Here is a 17,782-nt window from a genome sequence, read left to right on the forward strand (position 1 = left end):
GATGAGCGCTCTGCTCATCATATTTATGCAGTAATTGAGATTCCCTCTTAACAGCAAGTCCTCAAACTTGTGTACCGACGCGAAAAGGATTTAAAGAGGGCGAATGCGAGGTGTAAACCCCGTCGCCATGCTCTTTCTGTGCCCGTGCGCAATCGGTATCGGAGGGTGTCCCGTAGAGCCTGGGGAGGTTCACTGATATGTTGTACGATAAATCCCTTGAGAGGGATAACTGTGGTTTCGGCCTGATCGCCCACATAGAAGGCGAACCTAGCCACAAGGTAGTGCGAACCGCTATACACGCACTGGCCCGAATGCAGCACCGCGGCGCGATTCTTGCCGATGGAAAAACCGGCGACGGTTGTGGCTTGCTGCTACAAAAACCCGATCGTTTCTTCCGAATTGTTGCGGAAGAGCGCGGCTGGCGTTTAGCCAAAAATTACGCCGTTGGGATGCTGTTCCTTAATAAGGATCCTGAACTGGCCAAAGCGGCACGCCGCATCGTCGAAGAAGAACTTCAACGCGAAACGCTGTCTATCGTTGGCTGGCGCGATGTGCCGACTAATGAAGGCGTTCTTGGTGAAATCGCCCTCTCCTCGCTGCCCCGTATTGAACAAATCTTTGTGAACGCCCCGGCTGGCTGGCGTCCGCGCGACATGGAGCGCCGTTTATTCATCGCGCGTCGCCGTATCGAAAAACGCCTGCAGGAAGATAAAGATTTCTACGTTTGCAGCCTGTCGAACCTGGTCAACATTTATAAAGGTCTGTGTATGCCGGCGGATCTGCCGCGCTTCTACCTGGATCTTGCGGACCTGCGCCTGGAGTCGGCGATCTGCCTGTTCCACCAGCGCTTTTCCACCAACACCGTGCCGCGCTGGCCGCTGGCGCAGCCGTTCCGCTATCTGGCGCACAACGGCGAGATCAACACCATCACCGGCAACCGCCAGTGGGCCCGCGCCCGTACCTATAAGTTCCAGACGCCGCTGATCCCGGACCTCCACGACGCCGCGCCGTTCGTCAATGAAACCGGCTCTGACTCCAGCTCCATGGATAACATGCTGGAGCTGCTGCTGGCGGGCGGGATGGATATCATCCGCGCCATGCGCCTGCTGGTGCCGCCAGCCTGGCAAAACAACCCGGATATGGATCCAGACCTGCGGTCGTTCTTCGACTTTAACTCCATGCATATGGAGCCGTGGGACGGCCCGGCGGGCATCGTCATGTCCGACGGTCGCTATGCCGCCTGTAACCTCGACCGTAACGGTCTGCGCCCGGCGCGCTACGTCATCACCAAAGACAAGCTCATCACCTGCGCTTCCGAAGTCGGGATCTGGGATTACCAGCCGGATGAAGTGGTCGAAAAAGGCCGCGTTGGCCCGGGCGAGCTGATGGTTATCGATACCCGCGAGGGGCGTATTCTGCACTCCGCGGAAACCGACAACGATCTGAAAAGCCGCCACCCATATAAAGAGTGGATGGCGAAAAACGTCCGTCGCCTGGTGCCATTCGAAGATCTGCCGGATGAAGAGGTCGGTAGCCGCCAGTTGGACGATGATACCCTCGCCAGCTACCAGAAACAGTTTAACTACAGCGCTGAAGAGCTGGACTCCGTCCTGCGCGTTCTGGGTGAAAACGGCCAGGAGGCGGTCGGCTCAATGGGCGACGATACCCCATTTGCCGTGCTCTCCAGCCAGCCGCGTATCATTTACGATTACTTCCGCCAACAGTTCGCGCAGGTGACCAACCCGCCGATCGATCCGCTGCGCGAAGCGCACGTCATGTCGCTGGCCACCAGCATCGGCCGTGAAATGAACGTCTTCTGCGAAGCGGAAGGCCAGGCGCACCGCCTGAGCTTCAAATCGCCGATTCTGCTGTACTCCGATTTTAAACAGCTGACCACCATGGAAGAGGAGCACTATCGCGCCGACGTCCTGGATATCACTTTTGATGCCACCGCAACCACGCTGGCTGAAACCGTGAAGGCGCTGTGCGATAAAGCCGAACAGATGGTACGTAACGGTACCGTTCTGCTGGTGCTCTCTGACCGCAACATCGCGAAAAACCGTCTGCCGGTACCGGCTCCGATGGCGGTCGGCGCAATTCAGACCCGACTGGTCGATAAGAGCCTGCGCTGCGATGCCAACATTATTGTCGAAACCGCCAGCGCCCGCGATCCGCACCATTTTGCCGTGCTGCTCGGCTTCGGCGCGACGGCTATCTACCCGTACCTCGCCTATGAAACCCTGGCGAAGCTGGTGGATAACAAAGCCATCGACAAAGAGTACCGCGCGGTGATGCTGAACTATCGTAACGGCATCAACAAAGGTCTGTATAAAATCATGTCGAAGATGGGGATTTCGACCATTGCGTCCTATCGCTGCTCGAAGCTGTTTGAAGCGGTCGGCCTGCATCGCGACGTCTCCGACCTGTGCTTCCAGGGCGTCGTCAGCCGCATCGGCGGCGCGGGCTTCGATGACTTCCAGCAGGATCTGCTGAACCTGTCGAAACGTGCCTGGCTGGCGCGTAAACCGCTGGACCAGGGCGGCCTGCTGAAGTACGTCCACGGCGGCGAATATCACGCCTACAACCCGGACGTGGTGCGTACCCTGCAGCAAGCGGTACAAAGCGGCGAATACGGCGATTACCAGCAGTACGCGAAGCTGGTTAACGAGCGTCCGGCGGCAACGCTGCGCGATCTGCTGGCCGTGACGCCGGACGGCACCACGGTGAGCCTGGAAGACGTTGAGCCGGCCAGCGAGCTGTTCAAACGCTTCGATACCGCGGCGATGTCTATCGGCGCGCTGAGCCCCGAAGCGCACGAAGCGCTGGCGGAAGCGATGAACAGCATCGGCGGTAATTCCAACTCCGGCGAAGGCGGCGAAGACCCGGCGCGCTATGGCACGAATAAAGTCTCGCGCATTAAGCAGGTTGCTTCCGGCCGCTTCGGCGTAACCCCCGCTTATCTGGTCAACGCCGACGTTATCCAGATTAAAGTCGCTCAGGGCGCGAAGCCTGGCGAAGGCGGCCAGCTGCCGGGCGATAAAGTGACGCCCTACATCGCCAAACTGCGCTATTCCGTGCCGGGCGTGACGCTGATCTCCCCGCCGCCGCACCACGATATTTACTCTATCGAGGATCTGGCGCAGCTGATTTTCGACCTGAAGCAGGTCAACCCGAAGGCGATGATCTCCGTGAAGCTGGTTTCCGAACCGGGCGTCGGGACTATCGCCACCGGCGTGGCAAAAGCTTACGCGGATTTAATCACCATCGCTGGCTATGACGGTGGCACCGGCGCCAGCCCGCTCTCTTCAGTGAAGTACGCAGGCTGTCCGTGGGAACTGGGACTGGTGGAAACCCAGCAGGCGCTGGTTGCCAACGGGCTGCGCCACAAAATTCGTCTGCAGGTGGACGGCGGCCTGAAAACCGGCCTTGATATCATCAAAGCGGCTATCCTCGGGGCTGAGAGCTTCGGCTTCGGTACCGGCCCAATGGTCGCGCTGGGCTGTAAATATCTGCGTATTTGCCACCTGAACAACTGCGCAACCGGCGTAGCAACACAGGACGACAAACTGCGTAAGAACCACTATCACGGTCTGCCGTTTAAAGTGACCAACTACTTTGAATTCATCGCCCGCGAAACTCGCGAGCTGATGGCGCAGCTGGGCGTGAAGCGTCTGGTGGATCTGATTGGTCGCACCGACCTGCTGAAAGAGCTGGACGGATTTACCGCCAAGCAGCAGAAGCTGGATCTGAGCAAGATGCTGGAAACCGCTGAGCCGCATCCTGGCAAAGCGCTGTACTGCACGGAGAACAACCCGCCGTTCGACAATGGCGTACTCAATGCCCAGCTTCTGCAGCAGGCGAAACCGTTTGTTGACAGCAAGCAGAGCAAAACGTTCTGGTTCGATATCCGCAACACCGACCGCTCCGTTGGCGCATCGCTGTCCGGTTATATCGCCCAGACTCACGGCGACCAGGGTCTCGCTGCCGACCCGATTGTCGCCCACTTTAGCGGTACTGCGGGCCAGAGCTTCGGCGTGTGGAATGCCGGCGGCGTCGAACTGCATCTGACTGGCGATGCGAACGACTATGTGGGTAAAGGGATGGCCGGCGGCCTGCTCGCCATTCGTCCTCCGGTAGGCTCGGCCTTCCGTAGCCACGAAGCCAGCATCATCGGCAACACCTGCCTGTACGGCGCGACCGGCGGTCGCCTGTATGCTGCGGGCCGTGCGGGCGAGCGTTTCGCGGTGCGTAACTCCGGCGCGATCACCGTCGTCGAAGGTATTGGCGACAACGGCTGTGAATACATGACCGGCGGCATCGTCTGCGTGCTGGGTAAAACCGGCGTCAACTTTGGCGCAGGCATGACCGGCGGCTTTGGTTACGTTCTGGATGAAGATGGCGACTTCCGCAAACGCGTGAACCCTGAACTGGTAGAAGTGCTGGACGTTGACTCTCTGGCCATCCATGAAGAGCACCTGCGCGGTTTGATTACCGAGCACGTGCAGCTTACCGGCTCGCAGCGCGGCGAAGAGATCCTGGCTAACTGGCCGGCCTTCTCAGCGAAGTTTGCGCTGGTTAAACCGAAGTCCAGCGATGTTAAAGCACTGTTGGGTCACCGTAGTCGTTCCGCAGCTGAGCTGCGGGTGCAGGCGCAGTAAGGGGTTAAGATGAGTCAGAATGTCTATCAATTTATCGACTTACAGCGAGTTGATCCGCCAAAGAAAGCGCTGAAGATCCGTAAAATTGAATTTGTGGAAATTTACGAGCCGTTTTCAGAAGGCCAGGCCAAAGCACAGGCGGACCGCTGCCTGTCCTGCGGCAACCCGTACTGCGAATGGAAGTGCCCGGTGCATAACTACATCCCGAACTGGCTGAAGCTGGCTAATGAAGGACGTATTTTTGAAGCGGCGGAGCTGTCGCATCAAACCAATACCTTACCGGAAGTCTGCGGGCGCGTTTGCCCACAGGATCGTCTGTGCGAGGGTTCCTGCACGCTGAACGATGAGTTCGGCGCGGTCACCATCGGCAACATCGAACGCTATATCAACGATAAAGCGTTCGAAATGGGCTGGCGCCCCGACCTTACCGGCGTAAAGCAAACCGGTAAAACCGTCGCCATTATCGGCGCGGGTCCAGCGGGCCTGGCGTGCGCCGACGTGTTGACCCGCAACGGCGTGAAGGCGGTGGTTTTCGATCGCCATCCGGAAATCGGCGGTCTGCTGACCTTTGGTATTCCGGCGTTTAAGCTGGAAAAAGAGGTGATGACCCGCCGTCGCGAGATCTTCACCGGCATGGGCATCGAGTTCAAACTCAATATCGAAGTGGGCCGCGATGTACAGCTCGACGATCTGCTGAAAGATTACGATGCGGTGTTCCTCGGCGTCGGGACCTATCAGTCCATGCGCGGCGGGCTGGAAAACGAAGACGCTAGCGGGGTCTTTGATGCGCTGCCGTTCCTGATCGCCAATACCAAACAGATCATGGGCTTTGGCGAAACGGCGGACGAGCCGTACGTCAGCATGGAAGGCAAACGCGTCGTGGTTCTTGGCGGTGGCGACACCGCTATGGACTGCGTGCGGACCTCGATTCGCCAGAACGCCACTCACGTCATCTGCGCCTATCGCCGTGATGAGGAGAACATGCCGGGCTCGAAGCGCGAAGTGAAAAACGCGCGTGAAGAAGGCGTGGAGTTCCAGTTCAACGTCCAACCGCTGGGCATTGAAGTGAATGCCAACGGTAAGGTATGCGGCGTGAAGATGGCGCGTACGGAGATGGGCCAGCCGGATGCGAAAGGCCGCCGCCGCGCGGAAATCGTGGCCGGTTCTGAGCATGTGGTGCCCGCCGATGCCGTTGTAATGGCGTTTGGTTTCCGTCCACACAGCATGGAATGGCTGGCGAAGCACAGCGTCGAGCTCGATTCTCAGGGCCGCGTGATTGCGCCGGAAGGCAGCGACAACGCCTTCCAGACCAGCAACCCGAAAATCTTCGCCGGGGGTGATATCGTTCGCGGTTCCGACCTGGTGGTGACGGCGATTGCCGAAGGCCGTAAGGCGGCTGACGGGATCCTGAACTATCTGGAAGTGTAAAATGAGAAGCTTGCGGGCTCCGTGCCCGCAAGCTCTTTATTCAAAGATAAACAATGCTGAGTACCGCCTCGCCGTCCAGCTACACCTTCTGCCCGCTTCTGATATTATCCCCAACCGCTGCGCTTATCTGTAAAGGCGTCTTTGCCTGTGATAGCGGAACTGGCGCGGGCATCTCATGCCGTAATGGCGATCCCGGTGCACGTCTCACAGTGAATCGTTAAAGTGATGTCCCGCGCGCCCAGTTGGGTAAAGGCGGTAGTTGATAGCAAGCCGACATGCCGCGAGCCAAAATCAACGACGTCGTTATTACTAAAGTCGGTGTATACCCCGCCGCCTCCGCGGTCACGGTAAAATCCATGTTCAGATTGTTGGCGGCATAAAGTATTGGGCCAGGGTCAATTTGGCCGGGATCGCAAAAAAATCCGGGAACTAAAACGGGTCTATTTACACCAAGGCCGCCGACTATAGGATAAAAAAAGCGAAGCATGTTCAGAAACACGCTTCGCTCATTTTCAATGATGTTATCAAATTCAGATGTGAATTAAGATATAAAACAGGCCCCGAAGGGCCTGGCAAAGATTATTTTACGACGCGCAGCGCCGGACGCCCACCGCGAGGAGGCGGCGTATCGTCGGGATCGTCGTCGTGACTATCCGGCTTATCGCCATCGATCACCGACATGACCGTTTCGCTGTCAGGCAGCTCTTCGTCATCGTTCAGGCTAGTGACATCTTCATCATAGGCCGCTTCCGGTTCGAACATGGTCCCTGCGCCATTCTCACGCGCGTAAACCGCCAGTACGGCAGCCATCGGCACGGAGACATTGCGCGGCACGCCGCCGAAGCGCGCGTTAAAACGCACTTCGTCGTTGGCCAGCTCGAGGTTACCGACAGCGCGTGGGGCAATATTGAGAACAATTTGCCCATCGCGAGCGTACTCCATCGGGACCATTACGCCCGGCAGAGTGACGTCAACGACCAGATGCGGAGTCAGCTGGTTATCCAGCAGCCACTCATAGAACGCTCGTAATAGATACGGGCGACGCGGCGTCAGCTGTGATACATCCATCATTTAGCCCCGACCGAGACGCATTTCACGTTCGGCTTCAGTTAAAGAAGCGAGGAAAGAGTCGCGCTCAAATACGCGAGTCATATAGCCTTTAAGCTCTTTCGCGCCAGCGCCGACCAGCTCTACGCCGAGAACCGGCAGACGCCACAGCAGTGGTGCCAGGTAGCAGTCCACCAGGCTGAACTCATCGCTCAGGAAGTAGGGCTTCTGGGTGAAAACTGGCGCAATCGCCTGCAGTTCTTCACGCAGCTGCTTACGCGCAGTATCAGCCTGCGCAGCGGTACCGGTCTGAATGGTATTCATCAACGAATACCAGTCCTTTTCGATACGCTGCATATACAGACGGCTTTCCCCACGCGCCACCGGGTAAACCGGCATTAGCGGCGGATGCGGGAAACGCTCATCCAGATATTCCATAATGATGCGAGATTCCCACAGAGTGAGCTCACGATCCACAAGCGTCGGTACGCTTTGATTCGGGTTGAGGTCAATCAGATCCTGAGGCGGGTTGTCCTTCTCCACGTGCTCTATCTCAAAACTAACACCTTTTTCGGCCAGCACGATGCGGACCTGATGGCTATAGATGTCAGTAGGACCAGAAAACAGCGTCATTACCGAACGTTTGTTGGCAGCGACAGCCATGAAAACCTCCAGGTATATTCAGAATTTTTGTACTGCTGCCGACCACGCATGGCCAGCCAGATGTAAAAACCCCATTTGCGTGACTTCATTTCGTTCGTCATCCAAACAAAAAATGAACAATCACCTGCATTTGGGCAGAAAATTGGATGATAGTTTACCAGATTTTGAAGAGGTTGTGGTGAGGGGATTCTGGAAATGCTGAAAAAGTGGTAACAATGGGGCGTTTGTAGAGGGAAAATGGCAAATTTATCCATAAAAAAACCCGCCGAAGCGGGTTTTTTCGCAAATTGTTCTGCGTGAGCAGAAAACAATTAACGTTTGGAGAACTGAGGACGACGACGTGCTTTACGCAGGCCGACTTTCTTACGTTCAACCTGACGAGCATCACGAGTAACGAAACCAGCTTTACGCAGTTCGCCACGCAGGGACTCGTCGTACTCCATCAGAGCGCGGGTGATACCGTGACGGATCGCACCAGCCTGACCAGAGATACCACCACCTTTAACGGTGATGTACAGATCTAATTTCTCAACCATGTCGACCAGTTCCAGCGGCTGACGAACTACCATGCGGGCAGTTTCACGACCGAAGTACTGTTCCAGAGAACGCTGGTTGATAACGATTTTACCGTTGCCCGGTTTGATGAAAACGCGAGCTGCGGAACTTTTGCGGCGACCGGTGCCGTAGTATTGATTTTCAGCCATTGCCTATAATCCCGATTAGATGTCAAGAACTTGCGGTTGCTGTGCCGCGTGGTTGTGCTCGTTACCCGCGTAAACTTTCAGCTTACGGTACATAGCACGACCCAGCGGGCCTTTTGGCAGCATGCCTTTAACCGCGATTTCAATCACACGCTCAGGACGGCGGGCAATCATCTCTTCAAAGGTCGCTTCTTTGATACCACCGATGTGGCCGGTGTGGTGGTAGTACATTTTGTCTTCGCGCTTGTTGCCGGTTACAGCAACTTTTTCTGCGTTCAGAACGATGATGTAATCACCGGTATCAACGTGCGGAGTGTATTCCGCTTTATGCTTGCCGCGCAGGCGCAGAGCCAGTTCGGAAGCCAGACGGCCCAGAGTTTTACCGGTCGCGTCAACAACATACCAGTCGCGTTTTACGGTTTCTGGTTTAGCTGTAAAAGTTTTCATTAAAAGCTTACCCAAATAAATAAGTTACACGTTGGTGAACACCCAAACGTTTAGTCAGTTGAGGTTCACACGACATTGTCCAGCAAACCTACCCCTTCGAATAGCCTATGCCGGCACATAGAAAGTTTTGGGAAAAAAACCTTCTCGTAACGTGGGGTCGCAAGATTATAGAGAAGTCGGGGTCAAAGATCGACCCCTTTATGTGATTTGTACCCGGTTTTACCCCGGTAAGTGTTCCCGCTTCAGATACTCCTCGCTCTGCATCTCCTGCAGGCGCGACAAACAGCGCTGGAACTCGAATTTTAACCTCTCACCCTGATAGATCTCATAAAGCGGTACCGCCGCGCTGACCACCAGTTTAACGTGGCGCTCATAGAACTCATCAACCAGGGCGATAAAGCGCCGCGCCTCGCTCTCCATCAGCCCAGTCATCACCGGCACCTCAAAAAGCATCACGGTATGAAACAGACGCGAGAGCGCAATATAGTCATGCTGGCTGCGCGCATCCACGCACAGCGTGGCGAACGACGCCGCCAGCGTCTGGTTCTCTACGCCCAGCGTCGGCAGCGGACGATGGTTGATCTCCAGCGTCGGCGCCTGTTCGCGCTTCGCACCTGCCAGCGCCAGCCACAATTTATCCATCTGCTGCTGGGTCTCAGCATTCAGCGGCGACAGCCACAGATGCGCCTGGGTCAGCGTGCGCAGGCGGTAATCAATACCGGCGTCGACATTCATGATATCGCAATGTTGCTTAATGGCGTCGATGGCGGGCAGGAAACGGGCGCGCTGAAGGCCGTTCCGGTACAGCTCGTCAGGAGGAATATTCGATGTCGCCACCAGGGTTATGCCGCGAGCGAACAGCGCTTTCATTAGACCGCCCAACAGCATCGCATCGGTAATATCAGAGACGAAAAACTCATCGAAGCAGAGCACGTCGGTTTCAGCTTTGAAACGGTCCGCAACGATTTCCAGCGGATCGCTGTGCCCCTGCAGCGTCGTTAACTCTTCATGTACCCGCAGCATAAACCGATGAAAATGCAGACGTTGTTTACGTTTTCCCGGCAGGCTTTGATAGAACAGGTCCATCAGCCAGGTTTTCCCCCTGCCGACCCCGCCCCACATATAGAGACCGCGAACCGCGACCGTTTCGGCAACGGGTTCGCGCTTGCCCAGCAGCTTGCCGAATTTCGCCCGTAAACCGCCGCCGGTTTGCGGCGCTGCCGAAGGTTTATTCTGCAATTCATGAAAAATCGTATCGAGGCGGCTGACCGCTTCTCGCTGTACGTCGTCAGGTTGGTGGCTCCCCTCGTTGAGAGAGGAAAGGTAACGCGATGTTGGGGACAGGCTTTGCATGATCTAATTCTTATTCCTTGAAAACCGTAATGCCGTAGCTCACGATTGACGAAAAAAAGGCCGCTCTACACTACGTGATGATACGCCAGGATTCCACTTCTGTGGAATTAGCGGTTATAGTGGCACTATCGGGCGCAGGCGGAGAGCCTCACAGCCATCCTACGGAACCACAAAACAACGGGAGATGTTCATGACCTGGGAATACGCGCTAATTGGGCTAGTTGTCGGCATCATTATCGGCGCCGTCGCGATGCGTTTTGGCAATCGCAAATTACGCCAACAGCAGGCGCTGCAGTTTGAACTGGAAAAGAATAAAGCAGAGCTGGAAGAGTACCGCGAAGAGCTGGTAAGCCATTTTGCCCGGAGCGCAGAGCTACTGGATAACATGGCGCATGATTACCGCCAGCTGTATCAGCATATGGCGAAAAGTTCCAGCAACCTGCTGCCGGACAGCATGGCGGACGCCAATCCGTTCCGCAATCGTCTGGAAGAGTCTGAAGCGGGCAACGATCAGGCTCCGGTCCAGATGCCGCGCGACTACTCTGAAGGCGCCTCCGGCCTGCTGCGCGGCGGCGTAAAGCGCGACTAATCCGCCAACGACAGTAAAAATATTTTCCGGGCGCACCCTCAGCGCCCGTTTCAACCTCTCATCCCAGCTACAATTTAACTATCGCCCACATTGTTACCGGGCCGAAAATTCAATAACATCGGACCATTCGGGACGTTTCCCATACACCTCAGGTTACGAGAGCCAGCATCTAATGAATAAACAGACTTTGCTGTTAAGTGCGTTAGCGTTAAGCGTTGGGTTGTCGTTGTCCGCCTTACCTCCGGCAGCAGCGTCTTTACCGACACAGGTTCCCGGCCAGGGCGCGTTGCCAAGCCTCGCGCCGATGCTGGAAAAAGTGTTGCCGGCGGTGGTGAGCGTACAGGTTGAGGGCACCGCGTCACCCGCGCAGAATATGCCGGAAGAGCTGAAGAAGTACTTTGGCGACAATGCGCCGCAAGAGCAGGCGCAGCCGTTTGAAGGCCTGGGTTCTGGGGTCATCATTGACGCGGCAAAAGGCTACGTGCTGACCAATAATCACGTGATTAATCAGGCGCAGAAAATCAGCGTCCAGCTTAACGATGGTCGCGAGTTCGATGCCAAACTGGTCGGCAGCGACGAGCAGAGCGATATCGCCCTGCTGCAGCTGTTAAAACCCAGCAATCTGACGCAAATCGCGATCGCCGACTCCGATAAGCTGCGGGTAGGCGATTTCGCCGTCGCCGTCGGTAACCCGTTTGGTCTGGGTCAGACCGCCACATCCGGGATTATTTCAGCCCTTGGCCGCAGCGGCCTGAATCTTGAAGGGCTGGAGAACTTTATCCAGACCGATGCCTCGATCAACCGCGGCAACTCCGGCGGCGCGCTGCTGAACCTCAACGGCGAGCTGATTGGCATCAACACCGCCATTCTGGCCCCGGGCGGCGGCAGCGTCGGCATTGGCTTCGCGATCCCCAGCAATATGGCGAAAATCCTCTCCCAGCAGCTTATTCAGTTTGGTGAAATCAAACGCGGCCTGCTGGGCATCAAAGGCATGGAAATGAGCGCGGATATCGCCAAAGCGATGAATCTCGACGTCCAGCGCGGCGCCTTCGTCAGCGAAGTGCTGCCAAATTCAGGGTCGGCCAAAGCGGGCATCAAATCTGGCGACGTTATCGTCAGCCTGAACGGCAAGCCGCTCAACAGCTTCGCCGAACTGCGCTCCCGCATCGCCACGACCGAGCCGGGGACCAAGGTGAAGCTGGGGCTCCTGCGCGAAGGAAAGCCCGTAGAAGTTGAAGTCACCCTCGACAAGAGCACCTCTTCTTCCGCCAGCGCCGAACTTATCGCGCCAGCCCTGCAGGGCGCATCGTTAAGCGACGGTCAGATGAAAGACGGGACCAAAGGCGTCGTCATCGATAATGTCGATAAAGCCAGCCCTGCCGCCCAGGCGGGGCTGCATAAAGACGACATCATTATTGGCCTCAACCGCGAGCGCGTAAGGTCCATTGCTGAACTGCGAAAAGTGCTTGAAAGCAAGCCGACGGTGATTGCGCTGAACGTCGTTCGCGGCAGCGAAAGCATCTATCTGCTGCTGCGTTAACTCGCCTTCCGGGCATCGCGTGCAGTGCGATGTCCGGACAAGACGTGTTATGCTGCGCCTGTCCATCCATCAACGATATCTGCATCATGCCTGGAAAGCTTTTACGTTCGATACTTATTGGTTTGATTGTCGGCGGTCTGCTGCTGGCCGTTATGCCTTCGCTGCGCCAGTGGCAGCTTTCGCCGACCACGCAATACGATAGCGCGGATGAATCCCCCGCCAGCTATAATTCCGCCGTTCGCCGCGCCGCCCCGGCGGTCGTGAACGTCTATAACCGGGCACTCAACAGCACCAGCCATAACCAGCTAACGCTCGGTTCCGGCGTGATCATGGATCAGCGCGGCTATATCCTGACCAATAAGCACGTTATCAACGATGCCGATCAGATTATCGTGGCCCTACAGGATGGTCGGGTTTTTGAAGCGCTGCTGGTCGGCTCAGATACTCTCACCGATCTGGCGGTGTTAAAAATCAACGCCAGCGGCGGCCTGCCGGTCATTCCGATTAACCCGAAACGCGTGCCGCATATCGGTGACGTCGTGCTGGCGATCGGCAACCCGTACAACCTTGGGCAAACCATTACCCAGGGCATTATCAGCGCCACCGGCCGTATCGGCCTGAACCCCACCGGGCGCCAGAATTTCCTGCAGACCGACGCGTCAATCAATCACGGTAACTCCGGCGGCGCGCTGGTGAACTCGCTGGGCGAGCTGATGGGTATCAACACCCTGTCATTTGATAAAAGCAACGATGGCGAAACGCCGGAAGGGATCGGCTTTGCGATCCCTTTCCAGCTGGCAACCAAGATTATGGATAAGCTGATCCGCGATGGCCGCGTTATTCGCGGCTATATAGGGATCAGCGGCCGCGAAATTGCGCCGCTGCATGCGCAGGGCGGCGGGATCGATCAGCTGCAGGGGATCGTGGTGAATGATGTTGCGCCGGAAGGCCCGGCCGCCCAGGCAGGGATCCGCGCCAACGACGTCATTATTTCGGTTAACGACAAGCCCGCCGTTTCCGCCCTGGAAACCATGGACCAGGTCGCAGAGATTCGCCCGGGCTCGGAAATTCCGGTGGTGATTATGCGCGATGATAAAAAACTTACGCTGCATATCGCCGTCCAGGAATATCCTGCGACCAATTAACAGGCTCCCCACCAGGGGAGCGCTTTTCAATCAGCAAACAATGGCCCGGCCGGGAATTTCGCCAGAAACCCGGTCACGGCCAGCAGCGACCACAATCCGGGCCACGCAAACTGGCGCTCCCGCAGTTCATCATCGAGCGTCATCAGCGCAAACTCGCCGTTATCACCCAGAACTCCCCCCTGCCAGAGCAACCGCTGGGCCTGCTGCCGCGCCCAGGGGGAATCACTTTTCCAGGCCAGCAGATGCAGCAGCGCCTGCTGCAGGCAGATGCCATATGAATGCTTATCCCGCAGCAGCCGCCGGTAAACCGGCAGCGATATGCTGCGCACGGTATAGAAACCGCTGCGGATTTCGCTATCAACATCCGCCATGCCAGCACAGAACTGACCGGCGAGGTCGCACAGACGATTGTGCGTCAGCGGCTGACCAAGAATTTCCAGACGCCCGGCAGCCGCACACAGTAGCCCGCTCCCTTGCTGCTCATGTGTCAGCGAATCAGGTAAAGCCGCCACCGTTTCAGCGGCCCCGGCCTGCGCATGCCGTACGCCAGCGTCATAGCAACGGACAAAAAAATCATGGCTACCCTGAGCGATTGATGGGTGCGCCAGCAGATTCAGAGCCGGATGCAGTTGTTCAAGTTCCTCCAGCGACGCAAGGGTGTAATCAACAACGCTGTCCTTTGCCGACGCCCTGCTGTCAGGACGTAATGCTATGGTTTCATTCATCAAAGTCTCCTTACAGGAAATCTCCCGGGTCGCGGCTGACGCCTTACCCGGGCTACGGGTTTACAGTCATCTGCGATCCCGTAGCCCGGACAGGCGCAACGCGCCGCCTCCGGGAAGAGCACAGAACTACATCGCCAGCACGTACTTGAGCATCACCCCGGCGGCTATCGCCGAGCCAATCACTCCCGCCACGTTCGGGCCCATCGAGTGCATCAGCAGGAAGTTCTGCGCGTCCGACTCCAGCCCCACCTTGTTCGATACCCGCGCCGCCATCGGCACCGCCGACACCCCGGCCGAGCCAATCAGCGGGTTGATTTTGTTGTGACTGAACAGGTTCAGCAGCTTCGCCATCAGCACCCCCGCCGCCGTCCCGATACAGAACGCAATCACCCCCAGCACCAGAATCCCCAGCGTCTGCGGCTGGAGGAACTTGTCCGCCACCAGCTTGGCGCCCACCGACAGACCCAGGAAAATGGTCACGATATTTATCAGCGCGTTCTGCACCGTGTCGCTCAGGCGCTCCACCACGCCGCTTTCGCGCATCAGGTTGCCGAAGCAGAACATCCCCAGCAGCGGCGCCGCGTCCGGCAGCAGCAGCGCCACCAGCAGCAACAGCACCGCCGGGAACAGGATTTTCTCCCGCCTGCTCACCGTGCGCAGCTGCACCATGCGGATTTTCCGCTCCTTATCCGTGGTCAGCGCCTTCATAATCGGCGGCTGGATTAACGGCACCAGCGCCATATACGAGTACGCCGCCACCGCTATCGCCCCCAGCAGCTCCGGCGCCAGTTTCCCGGAGAGATAAATCGCCGTCGGGCCGTCCGCGCCGCCGATAATGCCTATCGCCGCCGCCTGCGGCAGGGTGAAGCTGATAATCCCGAAGTAGTTCAGCGTCAGCGCCCCGAGCACCGTGGCGAAGATACCGAACTGCGCCGCCGCCCCCAGCAGCAGGGTGCGCGGGTTGGCCAGCAGCGGACCGAAGTCGGTCATCGCCCCGACGCCCATAAATATCACCAGCGGGGCGATACCCGACCCGATGGCGACCTTATAGAACACCGCCAGCACCCCGGCGGAGTAGCCCATATCCACCGCCTGCTGCTCCATCTGCCCCTGCACCGACGGCAGGGCCAGGGCTAATGCCTCCTTGATGGCATGAACGTCCGGCAGGCAGTTGAGCTTCGCGGCAATCACCGCCAGCTGCCCGGCGTCGTGGTGCGCCAGCAGGCTCTCCAGGGCGGTCAGCGCCAGCCCGGCCTCCGGGATATTCGACAGCAGGCCGCCGAAGCCAATCGGCAGCAGCAGTAGCGGCTCGAACTTCTTCGCAATCGCCAGCCACAGCAGCAGCAGGCTCACCAGCAGCATGATGGCCTGGCCGATGCCGAGGTGCATCAGGCCCATGCCCTGAATCAGGGCGTTCAGACTTTCCATTTCCGTTCCTTTTCCTTACGCCAGCGTCATCAGGGTGTCGCCGACCGCCACCGCGTCGCCGGATTTCACCGCGATACCGCGCACGGTGCCGGCCTGCGCGGCGCGGATTTCGGTTTCCATCTTCATGGCTTCGAGAATCAGCAGCACGTCGCCTTCGGCGACCGTCTGGCCCTCGGTGGCAGTCACCTTCCAGATATTGCCCGCCAGCGGGGCGGTCACCGGGGTGCCTGCGCCTGCCGGGGCGGCAGCGGCTGGCGCGGTGGCAGGAACAGCCGCGGTCAGCTGGCTGATATCGCCGCCGTCGCTGACCTTCACCGCAAAGGCCTGGCCTTCCACTTCCACGGTGTAGATGCCGGAGGCGGCAGGTTTTACCGGGGCAGCGGCAGGTTTCGCCTCTTCCGCCTGCGGGACCGGCTCAAAGGCCGCCGGGTTGTTGCGGTTCTCAAGGAACTTCAGGCCGATTTGCGGGAACAGGGCCACGGTCAGCACGTCGTCGATGGCGTTATCGGCAAGCGTGATGCCCTTCTCCTGCGCCTGGCGCTTCACATCCGCTTCCAGCGCAGCCAGCTCCGGCTTCAGCAGGTCCGCCGGACGGCAGGTCACCGGGGCGGCCCCCTCCAGCACGCGCGCCTGCAGGGCGGCATTGACCGGCACCGGGGTGTGGCCGTACTCGCCTTTCAGAATCCCGGCGGTCTCTTTGGCGATGGTTTTGTAGCGCTCCCCGGTCAGGACGTTAAGCACCGCCTGGGTGCCGACAATCTGCGAGGTCGGGGTGACTAAAGGAATAAAGCCGAGGTCCTCGCGCACGCGGGGGATTTCCGCCAGCACCTCATCCAGACGGTGGGCGGCGTTCTGCTGCTTCAGCTGGCCCTCGAGGTTGGTGAGCATCCCGCCCGGCACCTGGGCCACGAGGATACGGCTGTCGGTGCCCTTCAGCTGGCCTTCAAAGGCGTGATATTTCCTGCGCACCTCGCGGAAGTACGCCGCGATGCTCTCCAGCTTCAGGATATCCAGCCCGGTGTCATGTTCCGTTCCGGCCAGCGTCGCCACCAGCGCCTCGGTGGCCGGGTGGCCGTAGGTGGCGCTCATGGAAGAAATCGCCGTGTCCACGCCGTCCACCCCCGCCTCGATGGCCTTCAGCAGGGCCATCTCCGCCATCCCGGTGGTAGCGTGGCAGTGCAGGTGCAGGCGCACGTCATAGCGCTTCTTGATTTCGCTGACCAGCTCATACGCCGCCATCGGGGTGAGGATACCGGACATGTCCTTGATGGCGATGGAGTCGACGCCGGTTTCCAGCAGTTGTTCGGTCAGGTCCAGCCAGGTCTGTAAGGTGTGCGCCGGGCTGGTGGTGTAGGAGAGCGTGCCCTGGGCGTGCGCCCCGTGGCTGCGCACCGCCCGCAGGGCGGCCTGCATATTGCGCGGGTCGTTCATGGCGTCGAAGACGCGGAAGACGTCCATGCCGTTTTTGACGGCGCGCTCAACAAAGTGTTCGACCACGTCATCGGCGTAGTGGCGGTAGCCGAGGAGGTTCTGGCCGCGCAGCAGCATCTGCAGCGGGGTCTTCGGCATGGCCTTTTTCAGCTCGCGCAGGCGGACCCACGGGTCTTCGCCGAGAAAGCGGATGCAGGCGTCAAAGGTGGCGCCGCCCCAGCACTCGAGGGAGCCGTAGCCCACGTCGTCGAGCTGCGCGGCGACGGGGAGCATATCGTCAAGGCGCAGGCGGGTGGCGAACAGGGACTGGTGGGCGTCGCGCAGGACGACATCGGTAATGGCAACGGTCATGGATTCCTCCGTGAATTAAGGGTTAAGGCGGCGATGGTGGTGGATGGCGGCGGCAATCACCGGCGTTAAGCGGGCGAAGTCGTCAGCGGGCGCGGCGGCAGGTGCGGCCTTCGGCGCCGGAGCCGGTTCGGGGAAGAAGCGGTTGACGGCGGCGGACATGCCCTGGATGGCGAAAATCAGCACAAACAGAAACGCCAGCACGAACCCCATGCCGAGGAACATCAGGGTGAAGCCTTCACCTAATAGCAGTGCTGCATCAGTCATAAAATAGCCTTC

The 17,782-nt window shown here is 58.5% G+C and carries 15 protein-coding genes; 5 read left to right on the forward strand and 10 right to left on the reverse strand.

Annotated elements, in window-relative coordinates; all coding sequences use genetic code 11:
- The first annotated feature begins 197 nt into the window (after window positions 1-197).
- Both gltB and gltD read left to right on the forward strand, forming a co-directional pair.
- Window positions 198-4,658: a glutamate synthase large subunit gene (gene gltB / locus BWI76_RS25315; RefSeq protein ID WP_049250658.1), complete on the forward strand. Its 4,461-nt coding sequence runs from the start codon at window positions 198-200 to the stop codon at window positions 4,656-4,658.
- Between the two features lie 9 nt (window positions 4,659-4,667).
- The gene (gene gltD, locus BWI76_RS25320; protein ID WP_024358762.1) at window positions 4,668-6,086 is read left to right on the forward strand and encodes a glutamate synthase subunit GltD; all 1,419 of its coding nucleotides are present in this window, start codon (window positions 4,668-4,670) and stop codon (window positions 6,084-6,086) included.
- A 173-nt stretch (window positions 6,087-6,259) separates the two neighbouring features.
- On the opposite strand, the gene BWI76_RS28620 is transcribed toward gltD, so the two are convergent.
- The 6 genes from BWI76_RS28620 to zapE form a co-directional block, all read right to left on the reverse strand.
- A complete protein-coding gene (locus BWI76_RS28620; protein WP_224231723.1) occupies window positions 6,260-6,355 on the reverse strand; it encodes a DUF1120 domain-containing protein in 96 nt (31 codons plus the stop codon).
- Between the two features lie 310 nt (window positions 6,356-6,665).
- On the reverse strand, window positions 6,666-7,154 hold the full coding sequence (gene sspB / locus BWI76_RS25330) for a ClpXP protease specificity-enhancing factor (RefSeq protein WP_049087008.1): 489 nt from the start codon (window positions 7,152-7,154) through the stop codon (window positions 6,666-6,668).
- Window positions 7,155-7,157: 3 nt separating this feature from the next.
- Window positions 7,158-7,796: a stringent starvation protein SspA gene (gene sspA, locus BWI76_RS25335; RefSeq protein ID WP_004134697.1), complete on the reverse strand. Its 639-nt coding sequence runs from the start codon at window positions 7,794-7,796 to the stop codon at window positions 7,158-7,160.
- 311 nt (window positions 7,797-8,107) lie between these two features.
- Window positions 8,108-8,500: a 30S ribosomal protein S9 gene (gene rpsI, locus BWI76_RS25345; RefSeq protein WP_000829815.1), complete on the reverse strand. Its 393-nt coding sequence runs from the start codon at window positions 8,498-8,500 to the stop codon at window positions 8,108-8,110.
- A 15-nt stretch (window positions 8,501-8,515) separates the two neighbouring features.
- The gene (gene rplM / locus BWI76_RS25350; RefSeq protein WP_004106200.1) at window positions 8,516-8,944 is read right to left on the reverse strand and encodes a 50S ribosomal protein L13; all 429 of its coding nucleotides are present in this window, start codon (window positions 8,942-8,944) and stop codon (window positions 8,516-8,518) included.
- Window positions 8,945-9,163: 219 nt separating this feature from the next.
- Window positions 9,164-10,297: a cell division protein ZapE gene (zapE, locus tag BWI76_RS25355; RefSeq protein WP_024358763.1), complete on the reverse strand. Its 1,134-nt coding sequence runs from the start codon at window positions 10,295-10,297 to the stop codon at window positions 9,164-9,166.
- A gap of 190 nt (window positions 10,298-10,487) precedes the next feature.
- Here zapE and zapG point away from each other — a divergent pair, with 190 nt between their 5' ends.
- From zapG to degS, 3 genes are all read left to right on the forward strand, one after another.
- On the forward strand, window positions 10,488-10,886 hold the full coding sequence (gene zapG, locus BWI76_RS25360) for a Z-ring associated protein ZapG (protein WP_004125749.1): 399 nt from the start codon (window positions 10,488-10,490) through the stop codon (window positions 10,884-10,886).
- A gap of 172 nt (window positions 10,887-11,058) precedes the next feature.
- On the forward strand, window positions 11,059-12,426 hold the full coding sequence (gene degQ, locus BWI76_RS25365) for a serine endoprotease DegQ (RefSeq protein WP_024358764.1): 1,368 nt from the start codon (window positions 11,059-11,061) through the stop codon (window positions 12,424-12,426).
- Window positions 12,427-12,512: 86 nt separating this feature from the next.
- Window positions 12,513-13,571 carry an outer membrane-stress sensor serine endopeptidase DegS gene (degS, locus tag BWI76_RS25370; protein ID WP_004134703.1) on the forward strand — a complete coding sequence of 353 codons (1,059 nt, stop codon included), beginning with the start codon at window positions 12,513-12,515 and terminating at the stop codon, window positions 13,569-13,571.
- Between the two features lie 26 nt (window positions 13,572-13,597).
- On the opposite strand, the gene BWI76_RS25375 is transcribed toward degS, so the two are convergent.
- The 4 genes from BWI76_RS25375 to BWI76_RS25390 form a co-directional block, all read right to left on the reverse strand.
- Window positions 13,598-14,296, reverse strand: a complete 699-nt coding sequence (locus BWI76_RS25375; protein WP_004139762.1) for a triphosphoribosyl-dephospho-CoA synthase — start codon at window positions 14,294-14,296, stop codon at window positions 13,598-13,600.
- Window positions 14,297-14,422: 126 nt separating this feature from the next.
- On the reverse strand, window positions 14,423-15,724 hold the full coding sequence (locus BWI76_RS25380; protein WP_064371557.1) for an oxaloacetate decarboxylase subunit beta: 1,302 nt from the start codon (window positions 15,722-15,724) through the stop codon (window positions 14,423-14,425).
- A 15-nt stretch (window positions 15,725-15,739) separates the two neighbouring features.
- Window positions 15,740-17,506 (reverse strand): sodium-extruding oxaloacetate decarboxylase subunit alpha, encoded by a 1,767-nt coding sequence (gene oadA / locus BWI76_RS25385; RefSeq protein WP_064371556.1) that lies wholly within the window; start codon window positions 17,504-17,506, stop codon window positions 15,740-15,742.
- A 15-nt stretch (window positions 17,507-17,521) separates the two neighbouring features.
- Complete coding sequence (locus BWI76_RS25390; protein WP_004139751.1) at window positions 17,522-17,770, reverse strand: oxaloacetate decarboxylase subunit gamma; 249 nt, start codon at window positions 17,768-17,770, stop codon at window positions 17,522-17,524.
- Between the last annotated feature and the right edge of the window lie 12 nt (window positions 17,771-17,782).

Source organism: Klebsiella sp. M5al (assembly GCF_002090195.1).
Lineage (GTDB): Bacteria > Pseudomonadota > Gammaproteobacteria > Enterobacterales > Enterobacteriaceae > Klebsiella > Klebsiella grimontii.

Bases quoted from the DNA above. Each gene is read 5' to 3' on its own strand.
- gltB (WP_049250658.1), top strand. From the start codon at position 198: ATGTTGTACGATAAATCCCTTGAGAGGGATAACTGTGGTTTCGGCCTG.
- gltD (WP_024358762.1), top strand. From the start codon at position 4,668: ATGAGTCAGAATGTCTATCAATTTATCGACTTACAGCGAGTTGATCCG.
- sspB (WP_049087008.1), bottom strand. From the start codon at position 7,154: ATGGATGTATCACAGCTGACGCCGCGTCGCCCGTATCTATTACGAGCG.
- sspA (WP_004134697.1), bottom strand. From the start codon at position 7,796: ATGGCTGTCGCTGCCAACAAACGTTCGGTAATGACGCTGTTTTCTGGT.
- rpsI (WP_000829815.1), bottom strand. From the start codon at position 8,500: ATGGCTGAAAATCAATACTACGGCACCGGTCGCCGCAAAAGTTCCGCA.
- rplM (WP_004106200.1), bottom strand. From the start codon at position 8,944: ATGAAAACTTTTACAGCTAAACCAGAAACCGTAAAACGCGACTGGTAT.
- zapE (WP_024358763.1), bottom strand. From the start codon at position 10,297: ATGCAAAGCCTGTCCCCAACATCGCGTTACCTTTCCTCTCTCAACGAG.
- zapG (WP_004125749.1), top strand. From the start codon at position 10,488: ATGACCTGGGAATACGCGCTAATTGGGCTAGTTGTCGGCATCATTATC.
- degQ (WP_024358764.1), top strand. From the start codon at position 11,059: ATGAATAAACAGACTTTGCTGTTAAGTGCGTTAGCGTTAAGCGTTGGG.
- degS (WP_004134703.1), top strand. From the start codon at position 12,513: ATGCCTGGAAAGCTTTTACGTTCGATACTTATTGGTTTGATTGTCGGC.
- BWI76_RS25375 (WP_004139762.1), bottom strand. From the start codon at position 14,296: ATGAATGAAACCATAGCATTACGTCCTGACAGCAGGGCGTCGGCAAAG.
- BWI76_RS25380 (WP_064371557.1), bottom strand. From the start codon at position 15,724: ATGGAAAGTCTGAACGCCCTGATTCAGGGCATGGGCCTGATGCACCTC.
- oadA (WP_064371556.1), bottom strand. From the start codon at position 17,506: ATGACCGTTGCCATTACCGATGTCGTCCTGCGCGACGCCCACCAGTCC.
- BWI76_RS25390 (WP_004139751.1), bottom strand. From the start codon at position 17,770: ATGACTGATGCAGCACTGCTATTAGGTGAAGGCTTCACCCTGATGTTC.